This window comes from Ensifer sp. Root31, assembly GCF_001424825.1.
Taxonomy (GTDB): domain Bacteria; phylum Pseudomonadota; class Alphaproteobacteria; order Rhizobiales; family Rhizobiaceae; genus Ensifer; species Ensifer canadensis.
Map to the genome: position 1 here is coordinate 40,836 of NZ_LMCO01000008.1, position 18,335 is coordinate 59,170.

At 59.7% G+C, this 18,335-nt stretch carries 13 protein-coding genes and 1 pseudogene; 6 read left to right on the forward strand and 8 right to left on the reverse strand.

Annotation, left to right across the window (positions count from 1 at the left end; translation table 11 throughout):
• The first annotated feature begins 513 nt into the window (after nucleotides 1-513).
• From ASD00_RS09840 to ASD00_RS40910, 3 genes and pseudogenes are all read left to right on the forward strand, one after another.
• Nucleotides 514-836, forward strand: a pseudogene (locus tag ASD00_RS09840) (DUF736 family protein).
• A gap of 65 nt (nucleotides 837-901) precedes the next feature.
• On the forward strand, nucleotides 902-1,252 hold the full coding sequence (locus ASD00_RS09845; RefSeq protein ID WP_200951449.1) for a DUF2958 domain-containing protein: 351 nt from the start codon (nucleotides 902-904) through the stop codon (nucleotides 1,250-1,252).
• Nucleotides 1,253-1,604: 352 nt separating this feature from the next.
• A complete protein-coding gene (locus ASD00_RS40910; protein WP_164474988.1) occupies nucleotides 1,605-1,751 on the forward strand; it encodes a hypothetical protein in 147 nt (48 codons plus the stop codon).
• A gap of 71 nt (nucleotides 1,752-1,822) precedes the next feature.
• Here the strand turns inward: ASD00_RS40910 and traG are convergent, their stop codons facing one another.
• The 3 genes from traG to ASD00_RS09865 are packed head-to-tail and all read right to left on the reverse strand — an operon-like array spanning nucleotide 1,823 to nucleotide 4,246.
• The gene (gene traG / locus ASD00_RS09855; protein WP_057206340.1) at nucleotides 1,823-3,745 is read right to left on the reverse strand and encodes a Ti-type conjugative transfer system protein TraG; all 1,923 of its coding nucleotides are present in this window, start codon (nucleotides 3,743-3,745) and stop codon (nucleotides 1,823-1,825) included.
• A 14-nt stretch (nucleotides 3,746-3,759) separates the two neighbouring features.
• Complete coding sequence (locus ASD00_RS09860; RefSeq protein WP_057206342.1) at nucleotides 3,760-3,972, reverse strand: conjugal transfer protein TraD; 213 nt, start codon at nucleotides 3,970-3,972, stop codon at nucleotides 3,760-3,762.
• A gap of 49 nt (nucleotides 3,973-4,021) precedes the next feature.
• Nucleotides 4,022-4,246 (reverse strand): TraC family protein, encoded by a 225-nt coding sequence (locus tag ASD00_RS09865; RefSeq protein WP_057206344.1) that lies wholly within the window; start codon nucleotides 4,244-4,246, stop codon nucleotides 4,022-4,024.
• 190 nt (nucleotides 4,247-4,436) lie between these two features.
• Between ASD00_RS09865 and traA the strand changes: the two genes are divergently transcribed.
• Both traA and ASD00_RS09875 read left to right on the forward strand, forming a co-directional pair.
• On the forward strand, nucleotides 4,437-9,044 hold the full coding sequence (traA, locus tag ASD00_RS09870; protein WP_057206346.1) for a Ti-type conjugative transfer relaxase TraA: 4,608 nt from the start codon (nucleotides 4,437-4,439) through the stop codon (nucleotides 9,042-9,044).
• 99 nt (nucleotides 9,045-9,143) lie between these two features.
• On the forward strand, nucleotides 9,144-10,265 hold the full coding sequence (locus tag ASD00_RS09875) for an IS110 family transposase (RefSeq protein ID WP_057206348.1): 1,122 nt from the start codon (nucleotides 9,144-9,146) through the stop codon (nucleotides 10,263-10,265).
• A gap of 692 nt (nucleotides 10,266-10,957) precedes the next feature.
• Here the strand turns inward: ASD00_RS09875 and ASD00_RS09880 are convergent.
• A complete protein-coding gene (locus ASD00_RS09880; protein WP_057206350.1) occupies nucleotides 10,958-11,200 on the reverse strand; it encodes a hypothetical protein in 243 nt (80 codons plus the stop codon).
• 265 nt (nucleotides 11,201-11,465) lie between these two features.
• On the opposite strand from ASD00_RS09880, the gene ASD00_RS09885 reads away from it, so the two are divergent.
• Nucleotides 11,466-12,920 (forward strand): TrkH family potassium uptake protein, encoded by a 1,455-nt coding sequence (locus tag ASD00_RS09885; protein ID WP_025428872.1) that lies wholly within the window; start codon nucleotides 11,466-11,468, stop codon nucleotides 12,918-12,920.
• A gap of 130 nt (nucleotides 12,921-13,050) precedes the next feature.
• Here the strand turns inward: ASD00_RS09885 and ASD00_RS09890 are convergent, their stop codons facing one another.
• From ASD00_RS09890 to ASD00_RS09905, 4 genes are all read right to left on the reverse strand, one after another.
• A complete protein-coding gene (locus ASD00_RS09890) occupies nucleotides 13,051-15,408 on the reverse strand; it encodes a Wzz/FepE/Etk N-terminal domain-containing protein (RefSeq protein WP_025428871.1) in 2,358 nt (785 codons plus the stop codon).
• Between the two features lie 71 nt (nucleotides 15,409-15,479).
• The gene (locus ASD00_RS09895; protein WP_025428870.1) at nucleotides 15,480-16,385 is read right to left on the reverse strand and encodes a UTP--glucose-1-phosphate uridylyltransferase; all 906 of its coding nucleotides are present in this window, start codon (nucleotides 16,383-16,385) and stop codon (nucleotides 15,480-15,482) included.
• A gap of 4 nt (nucleotides 16,386-16,389) precedes the next feature.
• Nucleotides 16,390-17,406, reverse strand: coding sequence for a glycosyltransferase family 2 protein (locus tag ASD00_RS09900; protein WP_057206352.1), 1,017 nt, complete (start codon nucleotides 17,404-17,406; stop codon nucleotides 16,390-16,392).
• Complete coding sequence (locus tag ASD00_RS09905; RefSeq protein ID WP_025428868.1) at nucleotides 17,403-18,329, reverse strand: glycosyltransferase family 2 protein; 927 nt, start codon at nucleotides 18,327-18,329, stop codon at nucleotides 17,403-17,405. Before ASD00_RS09905 ends, ASD00_RS09900 begins: the two co-directional genes overlap by 4 nt.
• Nucleotides 18,330-18,335 lie beyond the last annotated feature (6 nt).

The window sequence follows — 18,335 nt, forward strand, 5'->3', positions numbered from 1 at the left end:
GCCATTTATCTGTGCCGACGTACAAGCTGTCTCCGCTTGTCGATCGGGTATTCGTGGAGGCCGCGGCTACCGTTACGGCATACCGGCGAACTATACCTCTCGGTCAAACCGGACAGCATCCGAGATCCGCATGATCTTCGGCAGCTCGCGGACCTTCGCGGATCCTGCGAGCCAGTCCGTCGGCTGTCTCGGTTAATGACGAACGCGCAGCGGCCTCCCAACCCTGCACTATTTGCGGGCGATAGCGTTGCTCATGAGGTTCCAGCCCCATGAAACCCGCGCTGCCGGTTTTTGAACGCCCGTGTGCGATGGCGCGCACGAACCACGCGTCTCCTCGATCGCTCGCGTCGGAAACCATTCCCGTTCTCGATGTCGCCTTTCTAAGGGACCGGCCGCGTCCAGCGTCAACCCGCAAGGGGTTTCCCTCCGCTTCGCTGCGGTGACACTTGCGGCTCGGCCCCTTCTTCGGGCGCCATCGGGAATGGTTCCCGAGCAACCGAAGGAGACAGCACCATGGCCACCACGATCGCAACCCTTACCGAAAAGACCGACGGCACCCTCGAAGGTCTCTTCGCGACCATCAAGGTCACGCCCCGATCGCCCTCATTCCGAATGGCCAGAAGGTAAGCGAAGGCGCCCCTGACTATCGCATCATCCACCGCCGCACCGGCTTCGAGATCGGCGCCGGCTGGTACCGGAACTCGCAGCGCACTGGCGAGGAATACCTCTCGGTCAAGCTTGAAGCGCCGGAGATCGGTGTGATCTTCGGCAATGTCGCACCGGCGCCGGGCGGCGAGGCGAACCGCAAGGTCATCCTGTGGAATGATCCAGCCTGAGCGTCGCACACGCCGGCCCCGCGGTGATCGCGGGGCCGCTCCGTCCAACCCCTTCATCTTGGAGAATACCAATGCGCCTCATCACCGAGGAAATCCGCGCGGCCCTAATCACCAACGGTCGACGCTTCCAACGCGATCCAGACTTCGATCCGCTTCCGCTCGTCAAACTGTTTACGCCCGACGCGGCCGCCACATGGTTGATCGCCGCTGCCGACCCGGAGGACCCCGATTTGCTCTTCGGGCTCTGCGACCTCGGCGTCGGGTTTCCCGAACTCGGTTCCGTTCTTCTCTCGGAGATCCAATCCGTTCGCGGTCGCCTTGGCCTGCGCGTCGAAAGGGACCTCACCTTTAAAGCGGACCGGTCAATTTCGGCCTATGCCAAAGTCGCTACTGCAGCCAGCCGGATCGTCGCCTAGCTGAGTATATAGCCAAGAGGGACCGTAGTCGGCAGGCTACGGTCTCGATTTGTTTGTCATCATTGGCGAAATACTGCGCGTGGCGCTCTAACCGGATCTTGTTAGAAGCGAGGCAGCCAGCTGCCCGTATATTCTGGGTGGCATACCCAACCCACCCTGTCTGCTCAGAAACGTCAGGATGCCATGAGGGGTCTGAATGCTTCAAGGCCGCGCGGCCCCCTCCAATTTTGCCGCAAGCGGCAAAATCGGCTCCTCCGCGCGCCGGCTCCGCCGGTCGCGTGACGCGAGCCTTGACCCCTTCCGACCCCTCATGACCGACGGCGTCATCTTTCACAAATTCAAGGAGATGACGATGACCATCGAACAGCACATCGAGGAACTGCGCGCCGAATTGCAATATTGCCCGGACGCCGAGGAGCGCCACCAGATCGAAGCCGAACTGGAAGCGGCACGGCAGGAACTCGTCCGTCGCAACACCGATGACCCACCTCCAAAATAGTGGCCGTGCGTCATCTTGCTTCGACAGCAATCTTCTGGACGTATTGCCGAGCGGTGACAGGATGTGATCGCTTAGGTCGCCGCTGTCTTGACGAACCGGTTGGGTTCGACCGCCGCATTCATGTCCTTTCTCCGGAAATAAATCGCACGTCCGCAACGCAACGGACTGTGGCCCTGGACAATGATGATCTGCTCGTCCTTGCGCATCGACTGGATGATTTCGTGCGGCATAATCAGCGGTCTGCGCTGAAGGCTGACACTCTCTGACCGCCTTGAAGCTTTGTCAGAGCTGCTCCCGCCGATATTGCGGGACCGGCCCTCGACCTCAACGGTCATTTCGCCACATTGAGCGGAAACGTTCCGGGCCGTGTCGAGCGCCTTGATTGCCGCATAGGATGCAAAGGCGCATCCATCGATCCATGAGGTCGCGCCATCACGGCCGAAGTGCTTTTCGAGCTGGCCGACCGATTGATACATCAACATCAGCGTGATGCCGTATTTCCGGCCGTAGTCGCGGGCATCCTCGAGCACGCGCATGAAGCCGAGCAGATCGATCTCATCGAGCATGAAGAGTGCGCGGCGGTCGAAGGCCCCGTCGGCCTGGATCATGGCATTGATCAGTGAACCGACGATGACGCGGGCAATGCCCGGATAGCTGCGCAGGATCGAGGCGGGAATGTTCAGGAAAACGTCAATCGCGCCCTTGACGATATCACCCGATTTGAATGCCGTCCCGCAGACGAGCGCGGCATAGTCGTCGAGCGATAGCCATTGTGTATCCTTCGACGCGGTAGAATAGACGCCACTGAAAGTCTGTTCCGTCATATTGGTGAAGACGCCCAGCGTCTCGCGGACAAAGGCCGATTGCGATGTTTCCTGAATGTCGCGCAACATCGCCAGGACTGAGGGTTCGGGCTCGGAAACAATCTGGCGCAGACTGCGAAGATCGCGACGGCCGGCATACTCCGCAGAGAGCACGATGTGCGCCAGCAAACCTGTCAGAAGATTGTGCGCCTGGTTCTGGAAATATGACCCCGTCGATGTTTCGATCCGAGAGCTTTCCGACAGAAGCATGTGAGCAACCGCGACGATGTCCTCTTCCTTGGATTTCGAGGTTTCAATCCAGTCGAGGACGTTGAAGCCCCAAGCGGGATTGGATGGGCCAAGTACGATGCAGTTTCGTTTGAGCTTCGTTCGCCGATGGGCAACAACCATCGGCGCTACTTCGGTCGAGGGATCGAGGCAGATCAGTGGTCCGGTATAGCGCAACGCTGTCGGAATAACATTGCTCGTGGTCTTGTATCCGCCTGAACCAGCGAAAAACAGCATATGAGTGGAATCGAAATCTTGCCTATAGGTGAGCAGCGGTGCCTTGCCGCCTTTCCCCCAGGTTGACCGGTCGTCAGGCCGAAAGGGGACACGGTGGATCGTCTCGAGATCGACCCGGTAGCGCTCGCCAATGACGATTTCACCATCCGCCGGAAACTGTGTGGCGGCGGCAGACATAGACAGCCAATCGGCGTCGCCGAAGGTGGCCCGCCGGGCTCGTTTGACCGTTCCACCGATGATTATGGACATACGGGCGGAGAGCGCCACGATGGCAAAGCCGCCGATTGCGCCTGCGGCTGCGTAGAGATCGAGATAGGAAAACGCCCCTGCCCAGGTGACCACTCCAGACTGAACGAAGGGGGACAGGCGGGCGTGTTCCCGTACTGCGTAAAATCCGCCAATGCAGAGAAACGTGATGACACTGACAAGCGCGATCGGTCTGCGCCGGTGCAGAGGCAAGATTGCCACAGTAATGAGCCCCGAAATCGGTCCAAAGAAAAGATTGGGAATCGGGGACGCACGCATGAACCAATAGGCATACTCGGGCGCAACCATAGTCGCCATCGTCGGCCACTTGTAAGCTGTGATAAGCAAAGTCGCGAGGCTCACTGCTATTGGCACGAGTGCCAGCAGGACCATCGGGCTGAGTCGTCGTTTCGCCGCCATCCCGCACTCTCTGTCTATAGTTTGATCAGTGCGCGGGCCTCCGCCCGAAAGGCCTTCGCACCGAGGGCGCATAGCCGATCATGCTCCACCGCCCCGACTGGAACCCGGCTCGCCTCGATCAGCGCTCCGAGCAGAAACGCCCGATCGGCGTTCCTTAAGCCTGCCTTGATGACCAATCCGCCGAGGATGACTTTCTCGTGGGTATCGCGCTTGCGCTCTTGCGTCATTCTGTGTTGCCGCTTCCGTTCGAGAAATACAATCCGCTGGTCAAGCCGCCTAAGCGGATGGACCAGCGGCGCCCCGGACCCTTTCGCGAAATCGTGTGACGATCTCTGCGAAAATGGCGTCGAGCTCGCTATCGGGAATATCGAGTTCGGCGAGACCGGCTTTCTGCGCCATCCGGGCGAAACGCTCGTTGGCTTTAAACAGCAGGTTCTTGCGTTTCGCCCGCAGTGCTTCGATTTGAGCATCGATTTCCGAAATGGTTGTTTTTGAGCGCACTTTTCGTCCTTCCTCTGTCTCCAGCGAGATTCGATTATACTATCTTAAATGTCCTAGTCAAATCGTCGGAAATGAGGTATTGGAAAATGAAACTCCGAGCCAAAGATGAATCATGAAGTCCTACTAAGTAGGCGGATGGCGCAATATACGTCGCAGTTGCGACGCGCTTGGGAGGGGAGATTGACCTGAATTGGCTATCATGTTTGTGAGGGCTCAGGTGATCAGCCGGAGTGCCGGACGCAGTATCATCTCTGCAGCTGCCTATCGTCATCGCACCAAGATGATGGACGAACAGATCGGCAAGGAATTCCGCTACTATGGCGATGCTGCGGAACTGGCGCATGAAGAACTTGCTTTGCCCGCCGAAACACCCGCATGGCTGAAGGCGGCCATAGATGGGCGGACGGTCGCTGGTGCCAGTAAAGTGCTTTGGAACGCGGTCGACCGTTTCGAGACGCGCTGCGATGCGCAGCTTGCCCGCGAGATCATTCTCGCGCTTCCGGTGGAATTAAACCGCAAGGAGAACATCGAACTTGTGCGCGACTTCGTGCGGGAAAACCTCACGTCGCGGGGAATGGTCGCCGATTGGGTTTATCACGACAAGGACGGCAATCCGCATGTTCATATTATGGCAACGCTGCGCCCTTTGACCGAGGAGGGGTTCGGGCCGAAGAAAGTCGCGATCGTCGGTGAAGACGGCCAACCGGTACGCGTCAAAACGCCCGACCGACCTGAGGGGAAAATCGTTTATCGGCTGTGGGCAGGCGACAAGGAAGCGATGAAGGAGTGGAAGGTTGCCTGGGCGGAAACGGCAAGCCGCCATCTGGCGCTTGCCGGTCATGACTTCCGCCTTGATGGTCGTTCCTACGATGAACAAGGACTTCGCGGACTGGAGCAACGGCATTTCGGTCCGGATCGTGCTGCGCTTGTTCGTAAAGGCATCGAATCCTATTTTTCACCGACTGCATTGGCCAAGCGCTATGAGATTGCCGACCGGCTCACGGATGATCCGACCTTGTTGCTCAAGCAACTCGCCATCGAGCGATCGACCTTTAACGAGAGGGATATCGCCCGCGCGCTGCATCGTTATATCGACGATCCGATCGTCTTTGCCAATATACGCGCCAGACTGATGGCATCGGACGATCTGGTGATGCTGCAGCCGCAACGGCTAAACAGTGAAACCTGCAAAGTAGAGTGTCCGGCGGTGTTCACGACGCGCGCTCTGGTCCGAACCGAATATGAAATGGCACGCTTGGCAATTAAGTTGTCGAAGATGAAAGGCTTCGGTGTCTCTAAGTCCCGCGTTGACGCTGCCGTTACATCAATTGAATCTGAAATGTCTGCCGGTGGTGTTCGGCTCGCAACAGAGCAAATCGATGCCGTCCGGCATGTTACCGCCGGTGGCGCAATTGCCGCGGTCGTCGGTGTGGCCGGCGCCGGTAAATCGACATTGTTGAGTGCCGCCCGTACTGTTTGGGAAAATGAGGGGCGGCGTGTCGTCGGTGCGGCACTGGCCGGCAAGGCTGCTGAGGGATTGGAGGAAAGTTCCGGTATTCTCGCCCGCACCATCGCCTCCTGGGAACGTGCCTGGGAGCGAGGTAACGATCTTCTCGGAAAAGGGGATGTGCTGGTCGTAGACGAGGCCGGAATGGTGTCGTCACAACAAATGGGGCGTTTGTTGAAGCGTATCGAGGTCGCGGGCGCAAAGGCGGTGCTCATTGGTGATCCGATGCAGCTTCAGCCGATTCAGGCCGGTGCGGCTTTCCGAGCGATTGTCGAGCGCATCAACTTTGCAGAGCTGGCCGGTGTCCGGCGGCAGAAAGAGGAATGGGCGCGTACGGCCTCCAAGCAATTTGCCCGCGGCGATGTGAAAGCGGCGCTTGCCGCTTATGGCGAACGCGGGCATATCGTTAGCGCCGAGACCCGTCAGGCTGCCATCGAGCGCATCGTCGTAGACTGGACAGCTGCACATCGCGAATTGGTAGTGAACGCCAGGGCGGAAGGTCGCAAACTTCGTGGCGACGAACTGACTGTACTTGCGCATACCAATGACGACGTGAAGGTGTTGAACCGTTCTATTCGCAATGTGCTTTCGACGGATGGATTGTTGTCGGACAGCCGGCCGTTCCTGACCGAGCGCGGTATGCGGGAGTTCGCGGTTGGTGATCGGATCATCTTTCTCGAAAATGCCCGGTTCGTCGCGCCGCATGCCAAGAACCTTACTGTTCAGCACGTGAAGAACGGCATGCTCGGGACGGTTTGCTCGACGGCAGCCGGAAGCGGGACGGCGCTGCTCACGGTGCGGCTCGACAATGGACGCGATGTCGTTTTTGCCGAGGATACCTATCGCAATGTCGATCATGGGTACGCCGCGACCATCCACAAAAGTCAGGGTTCGACTTTTCATCGCGCCTTCGTGCTGGCGACCGGCATGATGGACCAGCATCTGACGTATGTCGCGATGACCCGCCACCGCGATCGCGTCGATCTTTATGTCGCTGCGGAGGATTTCCAGCGGAGGCGGGAACGCGACAGAGCGCCGCGTGCCGACTACACCGACGGGGTTAGCGGCGAGCTTGTCGAAACAGGAATTGCGACGTTTCGACCGCGCGACGATGTTGGTCCAAGTCCCTATGCCGATCTTCGTATTGAAGATGGAATGACCCATCGTCTGTGGGGCGTCAGTCTGCCGAAGGCGCTGAAGAATGGCGGGGTGCAGGTTGGCGACACCGTAATGCTTCGAAAGGATGGAACAGAGAAGGTCACGGTCAAGGTTCCAGTCAACGATGAAGACACTGGCAAAAGACGCATCGAAGAGCGTGTTGTCGAGCGCAACATCTGGAGAGCGGGTCTGATCGAAAAAGCAGAGGACCGACAACGACGGATTGCCAAGGAAAACCGTTTGCCGGACTTATTTCCGCAGCTGGTTAAACGGCTCTCGCGTTCGGGCGGAAAAACGACCACGCTCGATTACGTGACGGAGGATGCATACCGATCACTGGCAGAGGACTTCGCGAAGCGTCGCGGAATTGAGGTAGTGTCTGGCTGGAGTCTTGTTGAGAAGGCGGATCGTACGCTGAGCTGGCTTTCCGATCAGCGTGGTCGAGTGGTTAGACTATGGCAACGCGCCAACTCCGCGCTTGATATTGCGGCTGAGCATGCCGAAGGCATTGAGGCAAGCAGCAGTGCAGCCAGGCGGCAGGTTCCTAAGGTCAGTGCGGATGAGAATCCAGAATTACTCCCGGCAACGATTTCGTTCTCGCGGACACTCGAGGAAGATGCTCGACTTGCGCACCTCGCATCACCTGCCTGGGCGGAGCAGGAAGCGATCATCATGCCTTTGCTCAAGCGGATTTACCGCGATCCGGCGGCCGCGCTTGCGGGGTTGAACGAACAATCCTCGAATACCGCCAAGGATCCGCAGCTGATCGCAGACCGGCTTATTCGATTCCCGAAAGCACTCGGGAAACTGCGTGGCGGCGCTAACCTTGTCGACGGTCAAGCGGCCAGGAAGGAGAGGGCGGCGACCTTGTCAGCTGTGCCAGAGCTCGCGCTTTTGGCGCGAGCTCTGGCGACGGAGTTTCGTAGCCAAGAAGAGCGCTTCCTCAACCGCGAGCGAATGCGCAGATCGCATATGAGCTTCGTTGTTCCGGCACTTTCCAAAAATGCAAGAGCGCGGCTTTTGGAGATCGAAACGGCCTGGGAGAAAGGGGGAGATGAGGCTTATCGATCCGCTTTCCGGATCGCCACGGAGGATCGCTCAGTAGTGCAGGAGGTCAAGGCCATCGACGATGCCCTGACCCGTCGGTTCGGATGGCTTGCGTTTTCCGACAAGGCAGATGGCTTCGCTAAGCGCGATACGGCGATGCGTTTTCCGGAAAGCATGGTGGAGGAAAGGCAGGCCGAACTGACTGTGCTGTTTTCGGTCGTTAGACGGTTTGCGGCGGAGCAGCGCATGATAGAAAAACACGAGCCCGCTCAACTCATCGCACCGGCAGCATTTGCTCCGCAGTATTCGGTCGCGCGCTTGCCAATGTTGCCAGCTGTAACCGAATTCAAGGTCAGTGTGGAGGATGAGGCGCGGCTCAGGGCGGTGGAGGCCCAGCATTACAGGCAGGAGAGAGCGGCACTCGGGCGAGACGCAGTTCGGATCTGGCGCGATCCGGCCACCGCGGTTGCGACGATCGAGAGCCTTGTAACAATGAAGATCGACCCCGAACGCATTGTGCATGCCATTGTCGCTGATCCCGCCGCCTATGGCGCCTTGCGTGGCTCGGACAGGGTGTTGGAGAGGCTCCTGGCAGCAGGACGAGAGCGTCGGGAAGCAATACAGTATGTCAATATCGCTGCCGCCTCCATTCGCGCCATGGGATGCTCCTACGCCGCCGCCTACGAGGCGGAGCTGTTGGCGGTCAAGAATGAACGAAACCGCATGAGTGTCGCTATACCAGGGTTGACCAAAGAAGCTGAGAGTGAGCTCCGCCGTTTAACGGAACAGACGGCGAAGAATGCGAAGCATCTCGCGGGGAAGGTTCGGGCGCTTAATCCGGAGATCCGTGCGGAGTTCGCGACTGTCCGCAAGGCGCTCGATGCACGTTTCGGACCGGGAGCACTCACCCGCGGCGACAGACATGCGATTAAAATGGTGCCGAAGTCGCAATGGGCGGCGTTTGAGGCGATGCGCCATCGTATCCGCGGGCTTCTGCCCGCCACCGGCGCCTACGAAGCAGAGGAGGCAAGCGTCGAGAGCCAGCGCCGCGCGATCAACCAGGCACGAAGCCGTAACATAGACTAAATGTTCGCCTTGGGACCGGGTGACCCGTCTCACAATATGCAGGTATCGAGGGTTGCGTGAGTTATCCTCGCACAGAGCCTCATGCATAGGAGACGGGCCGTGGCAGACACTATCACATATGTCGGATTGGACGTTCACAAAGAAACGATTTCGGTCGCGCTCGCTGATGGCGGCAAACGTGGGGACGTGCGCGCGTTTGGCCAGATCGTAAACACGCCAACGGCCTTGGCCCGTATGCTGGCGAAGCTTTCACAGCCAGGGCGGACGCTGAAGTTTTGCTACGAAGCAGGACCCTGCGGCTATGGCATTCAGCGCCAACTGTCTGCCGCAGGTCATGACTGCGTGGTTGTCGCCCCCTCTTTGATCCCGCGAAAGCCGGGCGATCGCATCAAGACAGACCGTCGAGATGCCAACAATCTGGCAAGGCTTCATCGCGCTGGTGAACTGAGCGCCGTCTGGATCCCCGATCCCGCCCATGAGGCGATGCGCGATCTGGTGCGGGCACGCCTGGCTGCCGTGCGCAGCCTGCGACAGGCGCGCCAGCAGCTCAGTGGATTCCTCCTGCGCCATGGCTGCCATTATGGCCGTCCAGCCTGGACGCAGATGCACCGCCGTTGGCTGGCAGGCCTCCGCTTCGCGCAACCGGCCCACTACATTGTGCTTGAGGATCATATCGCGACGATCGAGGCTGCTACGGACCGGCGGGATCGGCTGACGAAGCAAATCGAGATCATGTTGGGCGATTGGTCATTGGCCCCGGTCGTCCATGCATTGCAATCGCTGCGTGGCATGGCTCTGGTGACCGCAGCAACGATGATTGCCGAATTGGGCGATCTCAGCCGCTTCACAAACCCACGCCAATTGATGGCGTATCTTGGACTGGTGCCATCGGAGCATTCGAGCGGCGCAACCCGACGCCAGGGCGGCATTACGAAAGCGGGGAACGGAACCGCACGCCGCATGTTGATCGAGGCGGCCTGGAGCTACCGGTTTCCAGCAAGGGTGAGCCGCGATCAATTGCTGCGCCAGGAGCAGCTTCCAAAAACGATCCGCGATACGGCGTGGAAAGCGCAGGTGCGGCTGTGCGGCCGCTATCGCAAGCTCACGAAGGCCGGAAAGCCAGCCACGACCGTGACCACAGCGATTGCGCGCGAACTGTCGGGCTTCGTCTGGTCGATTGCATGTCAGGTCGCGCGCCCGTTGAACACCGCCAAAGTCTAGATCAGCGAGGAGGAGAAGAGCCGATCAGAAAGCCATGTGCACCTGGGCAAGGCTGGGGGCACGGTCACGGCAGGAGAACCCTCGTTTCCACTATCAGCCGGTTTAATTCCGACGCTGCCAACTAGACTGAGGACGCTCCGCGACGCATCAGGTCCGGCGGTAACCAACCCGCGCATCAGAGCATGATCAACCGTCGTTCATTGACCGTGCCTCCTGCTTTCCCCAGGACGCACTCATACGAAACACGACGTCCGAGAACATCGGGCGGGAGAATTTCTATGCCTGCGACTTGAAAAGGCGAACATGAGAGTGGATTGATGCCGAAATTCGGATCTACAGTAGAAGCGCATCCTCCGATCAAGTGACGGTCTTCGACACCGAAGGCGTAGGTTGCCCGCAGGCGTGCGCCCTTGCCAGATCGGGCCGAAGGGAGCCGGAGAGCGGCACATGACTATGATCCGGCGTATCAACGCCGCGACCATTTCTAGCGTATCAAATCACGCAGGTGTTGCGGCATTGACAGAAGCGCTCTTACCAAGCTGGCACCGTGCCCCCGACGATGCGCCACGTTCCAGCCGCTCGAGCTGTGAACAACGTCGGGCGATGTTGCTGCCGCGAAGCTCCTTGAAACAGAACGCGCGCAATCCCCTCGCGGAAATTCTGCGCCGCAGCCAACTCGGTGCCAGTGATTGCTAGCGCCGCGCTGCGCGGCTGCTCGCAGGCTCCAGCCCCTTGCCGCGATAGGCCACGGGGATGCCCAGTGTCTCGTGGGTCGTTGCCAGAGTTTCGAGCCAAGTTGCCAGTTCGGTGGGTACCTTCTCATCGCCGGTCTCCATCGCCTCGATCCACGCTAGATTGCAATGGAGCGCGCTCGCGAGATTGATAGGCGTCCAGCGAAGGGCAAGTAGGCATTGGGTAAAACGCGCGGGGGTCATTTTAGTGCTCAAGTTTGCGGGTGCGTCGGTTCGATGAGGCTATACACGCAGAAATAAGTCAAGGTGATGACTTGTCGCGGCACGATGATGTGATCGCGTTCTGGTCCACAGCAATCGTCGACACTAGGAAAAACTGCTGTGATCGTTAAGAGGGATGTCCAACTTGCGTTCGTCGACGCTGGCCGCTAATCCCGATGTTGATGGCAGGTAACAGCGACTCGCGCGGGCGAGTGGACCAGGACCGCCAAGACCGGGGCATTGACCGTTGAACGCGACCATTTACCAGTCTGCCATCAACATTGCCGCAAAGGTCGGCCTCTATCTTTCGCTCGCGATGTTCATTCCCGCGCTGGTCGATCTCTATTTCGGCCATCGGGACTGGAAGGTTTTCGCTGTTTCGGCGTGTCTGATGGGTAGCATTTCGCTGGTCACAGTGGCGGCTACGCAGGGCGGACCACCGGCCTTCAACCGGAAAATGGGCTTTCTGCTCGTCAACCTGTTGTGGCTCGTCGTCTCGTTTGTCGGTGCCATTCCATTCTGGCTATCCTCGGTCAATCTCGATTTTGCCGAGGCGCTGTTTGAGTCTGTCTCAGGCATCACCACCACCGGCTCAACTGTCATTGCCGGTCTGGACAATGCGCCACCCGGTATTCTTGTTTGGCGTTCGCTGCTCCATTGGCTCGGCGGCATCGGCATCGTCGCGCTCGGGCTGTTCGTCATGCCGTATCTGCGCGTCGGCGGACTGTCGTTCTTCAAGATGGAATCGTCCGATACCACCGAGAAGCCGTTTGCGCGCATCGTCACCTTCACGCGTGCCTTTATCCTGATCTATATCGTCCTGACGGTCACCTGCGCGATCATCTACGGCTATCTCGGAATGAATCGCTTCGATGCGATCAATAACGCGATGTCGACGATTGCGACCGGGGGCTTTTCGACCCATGACGCGTCGCTCGGCTATTTTAACAGCCTGCCGATCCTGTGGGTGGCTACCTTCTTCATGACGGTCAGCAGCCTACCGTTTTCCGTGCTGATCATCTTTATCGTGCGCGGCCGGCTGGACACGCTGAAGGATCCGCAGATCATCGTGTTCCTGTCTTACCTCACCGTGCTCGCGATCGCAGCCAGCTTGTTTCAGCGGTTGGAAAACGGCGTCGATTTTCACGAGGCGCTGGCGCATTCGTTCTTCACGGTGTCGTCGATCCTGTCAACGACAGGCTTTGCCAGCGATGACTACATGCTATGGGGCGACTTCATCGTCGCACTCGCCTTTGCGGCGACCTTCATGGGCGGGTGTTCGGGCTCGACCGCTGGCGGCATGAAAGCCTATCGCTTCATCATCATCTTCAATTCCATTCGGGCAGGGCTCTTTAGGCTCATCTACCCGAACGCGATCCACACGGTGCGCTACGGCAAGGCACTGGTCGATATCGACGTGCAGCGGACCGTCTTTTTGTTCTTCACGGCCTATATGATGATCTGGGCCTTCGGCAGCATGGCCATGGGCGCCTTTGGCTATGACCTTTTGACGTCGGCGTCGGCGATCGCCACGGCGCTTTCAAATGTCGGTGCCGGGCTCGGCCCGATCATCGGGCCGGCTGGAAACTTCTCTACCTTGTCCGATCCGGCGCTTTATCTGCTGTCGGTCATGATGCTGCTCGGGCGTCTGGAAATCCTGACCGTTCTGGTCATCCTGACGCCGCTGTTCTGGAAGGATTAAGGCACGAGCGTTTCCGGTTTAACCGGAATTTCACAAACGGCTGTATCTCTTTGTTTTTTTGACAGGAAACCGCTACGCACTTGCCCTGGAAATGCTCCAGGAGCCCAAGCGAGTTGGGCTCCTATACGGTTCAGACCGGCTCCGCTTCGCGCCGGGTCGCTGAGTTGTCGACGTAGTATTTTTCGAAGCGGTGGCGATAGTGTTCGGCGGCGCCGAAGTCGCTGTATTTCGCCAATTCCCGCATATCCGTCTTGTTGAGGATGACGCCGAGGATCTTCGAGTTGATCTGCGGTTCGGCGTGGAGCAGGTCGCGCACGAGCCGCGACGGTGTGCGGCCCCATTCGGCCACGAAGAGGAAACCGTCGGCAAGCGGCGAAAACGCCTTGCCATCAACGACAGGGGCGAGTGCTGCGAGGTCGACGATCACATAGTCGAAGGACTTGCGCGCGTTCGCGATCAATTCCTCCATGGCCGGCGAGGCGAGCAGCTCGTGGCTGTCATGCGGGTAGTGGTTGGTGGCTTCGCCACCGACCGGGAATATCGCAAGCTTCGTCTTGTGGTCGATCTTGATGCCGGCCGGCCAGGATGTCTCGCCGGTTAGCGCCTCGACAAGACCGGTCTTGGGCGCCGGCGTGATCATCTTGCTGAGGCCGGGCCTGCGGATATCCGCATCGATCAGCAGCGTCCGCTTGCCGCTGGCGGCGAGAAGGGCGGCAAAATTGGCAGCGACGATCGATTTCCCTTCATCGGGAACCGCCGACACGATGCCGACCACACGGCAGGCATTTCCATGCAGCATCTGGTCACAGGCGAGCTTGGCGTTGCGGAACGTCTCGGTAAAGGAGGAGCGCGGCGCGTCGAGCACGATGCGGCTGACGCGTTCGAAGGGCACCGGCTCCGGTGCCGGTTGGGGCGGTCCCTTGTCCTTCACAAACCGGGCACGCATATGGTCTGTGGCTGTCGTCGGGCGCGGGCCGATCAGCGGGACATAACCGAGCGACCGATGCCCGAGGATCGAACGGACGTCGCCTTCGAGACGGAACGTGCGCTCCCGGAATTCCTGAAACGCCGCAAACGCCCCACCTGCCATCATGCCGAGCACGGCGGAGAGGGCGAGGATCATCGTCTTCTTCGGGCTTGACGGCGAAACGGGTACGCCGGCTGCGGAAATCACCCGCGCCTTGGCAATCGGGAAGGAGCGCTGCTGTGCGGCTTGCTCATAGCGGCCGAGATAGGATTCATAGAGCGTCTTCAGAGCTGCGGCCTTCTGCTCGAGTTCGCGCAGATGGACGAGCGAGCGGTTTGCGTCGGAGTTCCGGCCGGTGGTTCCCTCGATGTTTTCGCGCAACGAGGCTTCGCGCGACCGCGCGACCTCGTATTCATTGCGATAGCTCGAGGTCAGCTGCTGCAGTTCCTGATAGATCTGGCGGCCGATATCGTTCTTCTCCGCCCGCAGCGATACCGCCTGGGGATGATCGGCGCTAAAGCTTTGGGTCACCTCCTGCTCGCGTTTGCTGACGGTCAGATAGCGGGTCCTGAGGTCGCGGATCACCGAATTGTCGCCGTCCTTCGACGAGATCGTCGCATTGTCGACGGCCTTTTCAGGGCCCTGTTCGACGATCGCCTGAAACTGCTTGTAGCGGGCCGAAGCGGAGGCCGTGTCGGCCTGGGCGATGATCAGCTGGCTGTTGAGATCGGCGAGCTGTTGCTCGGACATCAGTTCTCCCCGCGCCGAGGTCAGCCCGTTGTCGGTGCGGTATTGCTCGACCTCAAGCGAAGCGACCTGGGATCGCTGCCTCAGGTCGGCAAGGCGCTCCTGCAACCACACGGATGCCCGTTCGGTCGCCTCGAAATTGGCGTTCAACTGGTCGGTCAGGTAGGAATCGGCATAGGCGCGTACCACCTGCGCTGCCAGCTGCGGATCGCTCGAACGGTAGGCAAGGGCAACGACCGAGCTTCGCGAGACGCGTTCGACGGCGAGGCCCTGCTGGATAAGCGCGGCTGCCTTCTGTCGCCGGCCGCTGCGTGCGGCCTCTTCCGAAACCGCAGAACCGCCCGTAAACACACCGGTGATCGACTTCATCCAATCCTTGACCACAGCGAAAGCCGAGCGTGGCGGATTGACGATCGTGTCGTTGTCGGCAAGGTTGATCTTGTCGACGACGCGCAGAGCCAATTCGCCTGATTTGAGGATCTCGACGGCGCTGGCAAGTTGGGTGTCGAGCAGCTGGCTGTTTTGTGGCGAAGCCTCTTCTTCCGCGAATTTCGAGAGGTTCTCGTCGAGCAGGATCTGCGTCATCGAGGTATAGTTCGGCGTGGCGAAAAGCAGGTAGACACCGCCGAGAACGACGAACAGGGCAACGAACAGCCCGACTGTCTTGCCGCGACGAACCACCACCGAAAAAAGCCGGTCAAGGTCGATGAAGCCATCGGTTTCCTCGGCTTCGCGGGGCAATACGCTACTGAACGGTAGACTTCTTTGTTTCATTGGGTCGCTCTGTCCGTTTCCATATAGCTATCGGCCGGCGCCCCCACATCTCGGGGCGCCGGAAACCGGGTTTATGCCGCGCGGATGCGGCCTTCGTGAGACAAAACCATGTCCCTGACGGATTCGTAGACCAGATCGCCGATATCCGAACGAGCAAGAGCAAAGGCGACGTTCGCCTCGATGAACCCATGCTTGGAGCCGCAATCGAAGGTTCTGCCATCATAGGGGTGGGCGTGGAACGCCTGATCCTTGGACAGTTTCAGCATGCCGTCTGTCAGCTGAATTTCGTTGCCGGCGCCGCGCTGCTGTCGAGCGAGAATGCCGAAAATCTCAGGCTGGAGAACGTAGCGACCGTTGAGGTAGAAATTCGAGGGCGCCTCTCCCGCTTTCGGCTTTTCGACCATTTCGGTGACCGCGAAACCATGCGAAACGGACGTTCCCTTGCCGACGATGCCGTATTTGGAGGCATCCTCCGGCGCGCATTGTTCGACGCCGACGACATTGCCTCCGGTTTGACGATAGAGATCCATCAGGCCGGCCATGCAGCCGCGCGCGCCATAGGAGAGCATGTCGGGCAGAAGCAGTGCAAAAGGCTCGTCGCCGATCAGGTCGCGCGCGCACCACACGGCATGTCCGAGGCCGAGCGGCGCCTGTTGCCGGGTGAAGCTCACGGAGCCGGCCTTGGGCAACATGGCCTCGAGCTCGGAAATCTGGGCGTTTTTGCCTGAGCGCGTCAGCGACGAAATCAGCTCGGGCGTATCGTCGAAGTGGTCTTCGATCGCCTGCTTGTTACGGCTGGTGACGAAGACGATATGCTCGATGCCGGCCTCGCGGGCTTCATCGACGGCATATTGCACGACCGGACGATCGACGATCGTCAGCATCTCTTTCGGCACAGCTTTGGTCGCGGGAAGGAAACGCGTGCCGTTGCCGGCAACCGGAATAACTGCTTTTCTGACAGTTCTGATACGGTCCATGGCATTATCCTTTTCTCGTGTGAGGGCTTTTGCCCGAGGTGGATCGTTCAGCCGCCACCGTCATTGTGGCGGGCTTCAAGCGCGACAGCGGCGCAACCAGGCGGCGCAGTCGCACGGCGATCGGCATCCTGAGATGCCGGAGCGCGCGAGGGCTGGAGAGCGCGGCTCTGATGGCGCCGCCCAGCGATCTGGATTTGATGTGTTCAACGAGTGCCAAGAAGGCGCGCGCCTCGTAAAGGCTGCGGCTGCGCTTGCGCTGCATGGCCATCGCGCTCGCGTCGATGGCGTGGGTGCCGAGGAAATCTGTGTCAGCGGCGATCATCGCATCGATGTGGCGCAGTTCCAGCACGCGCGAGATGGAGCCTTCGCGGATGTGATAACGATAGCCGGAGGACGGATCGACGACACAGCGTCCGCCTTCGGCAAGGGCCGAGGCCAGCAGGATATAGTCTTCGCCGATGCGGATCTCTTCCTTGAAGCGCAGGCGGATCTCTTCGAGAAAGCGGCGCTCGAAGATCGGCTTCATGTAGCCGAAATTATAGGTCGACCGGAAAAGCACGTTGGATTCGATGAAGGCGGCAAGGGTGAGAACAGGTGTATTCTCAAGCGTCGTGTCGTCAAACATCCGTTCGCGCCGGCCATCAAGGTTCAGGACTTCCAGATTGTCGACGGCGATATCAGCGCTTTCGCGGCGTGCCCGTGCGATCATTCGTGCAAGTCTTCCGGGGCGAACCGTGTCGTCGGCATCGAGGATGGCGACCCATTCGCCGCGGGCTGCGTCGAGACCGGCGTTGCGCGCGCCGCCAGGCCCCCGGTTGGCCGGAAGTCGGATCAACCGGATACGCGGATCGGCGATAGCCTCGACGACAGCCGCCGTATTGTCCTGCGACGCATCGTCGACGACGATGACTTCGACCGAGACATCTTCCTGGGCGAGCGCACTGTCGATTGCGCGCGTGATCGTATCAGCCGCCTTGAAGGCCGCGATGACGAAGCTGACATCTGGATTGGTTGTCGTCATGGCGCCGCCACTTCCGATGTGCCGTATTGCTCGAGCTCGCGAACGCCGAAAAGGCCGCTGACGACGCCGGCATGCATGACGGCACGCAGGGCATAGCGAGAACGCGCAACTGCCGAGGCGAGCAGGATGAGGCTTGCGGCAGCGCAATACCCGGACTTGGCGGCGGCACGAACGATCTCGACGGCTTTTCCGCTGCCTGCCGAGGCCTGTGCGAGCAGGCGTCCATGAGTCTGACCCGAGCGAAAGCGTCGTTTTGCCAACCATTGGAAGCTGGCGCGCTTTTCCGGCACTATTTCGTAGACCAGGGCATCCGACGCATAGGCCAGACGGCCGCCGGCCTTGTGCATATGGGTGAAGAATTCCGTATCTTCACCGCCGGTTCGGCCGAGCGCGAGGTTGAAACGCCGGCCGGCAAGTGCCGGCGTTTTTCGATCGAGCAAGACGTTGCAGGTGTAGCCCGTTATGATCTCGCCGCCGACCCAGACGGGTCGCGTCGAGTGGAAGTCACCGCGGCGCATCCAGGACGGCGCCGAAAGGTCATATTCGGCTCGGACCGGGCCGAGAACCGCCTCGACCCCGGTGGCTGAGGCCGTCTCCAGCAGACGCACCAGCCATTCGCGAGCAACCGTTTCGTCGTCATCGACGAAGGCGAGGTAGTCGCCCGATGCGTTATCAAGGCAGGCGTTACGGGCGATCGAGATGTTGCTCGCCGGGCAATGCACATAGTCGATCCCGAAGGGAATTTCCGACCTCAATGCGTCGACAAGACCTTCGGCACTTGGCTGTAGATCGTTGTCGGCGACGATGATCCGAATTGCCGTCCCATCCGGCACGGTAATGGCAGCCAGCGAACGCAGGGTTTCGGCAAGCTCTCGCCGGCGAAACGTGCAGACCGCGATGTCGACCCGAAGGCCGGCGGCCATTTTCTT

Coding starts and splice junctions, on each gene's coding strand:
- ASD00_RS40910 (WP_164474988.1), top strand. CDS start 1,605: ATGACCATCGAACAGCACATCGAGGAACTGCGCGCCGAATTGCAATAT.
- traG (WP_057206340.1), bottom strand. CDS start 3,745: ATGGCGGCGAAACGACGACTCAGCCCGATGGTCCTGCTGGCACTCGTG.
- ASD00_RS09860 (WP_057206342.1), bottom strand. CDS start 3,972: ATGACGCAAGAGCGCAAGCGCGATACCCACGAGAAAGTCATCCTCGGC.
- ASD00_RS09880 (WP_057206350.1), bottom strand. CDS start 11,200: ATGACCCCCGCGCGTTTTACCCAATGCCTACTTGCCCTTCGCTGGACG.
- ASD00_RS09890 (WP_025428871.1), bottom strand. CDS start 15,408: ATGAAACAAAGAAGTCTACCGTTCAGTAGCGTATTGCCCCGCGAAGCC.
- ASD00_RS09895 (WP_025428870.1), bottom strand. CDS start 16,385: ATGGACCGTATCAGAACTGTCAGAAAAGCAGTTATTCCGGTTGCCGGC.
- ASD00_RS09900 (WP_057206352.1), bottom strand. CDS start 17,406: ATGACGACAACCAATCCAGATGTCAGCTTCGTCATCGCGGCCTTCAAG.
- ASD00_RS09905 (WP_025428868.1), bottom strand. CDS start 18,329: ATGGCCGCCGGCCTTCGGGTCGACATCGCGGTCTGCACGTTTCGCCGG.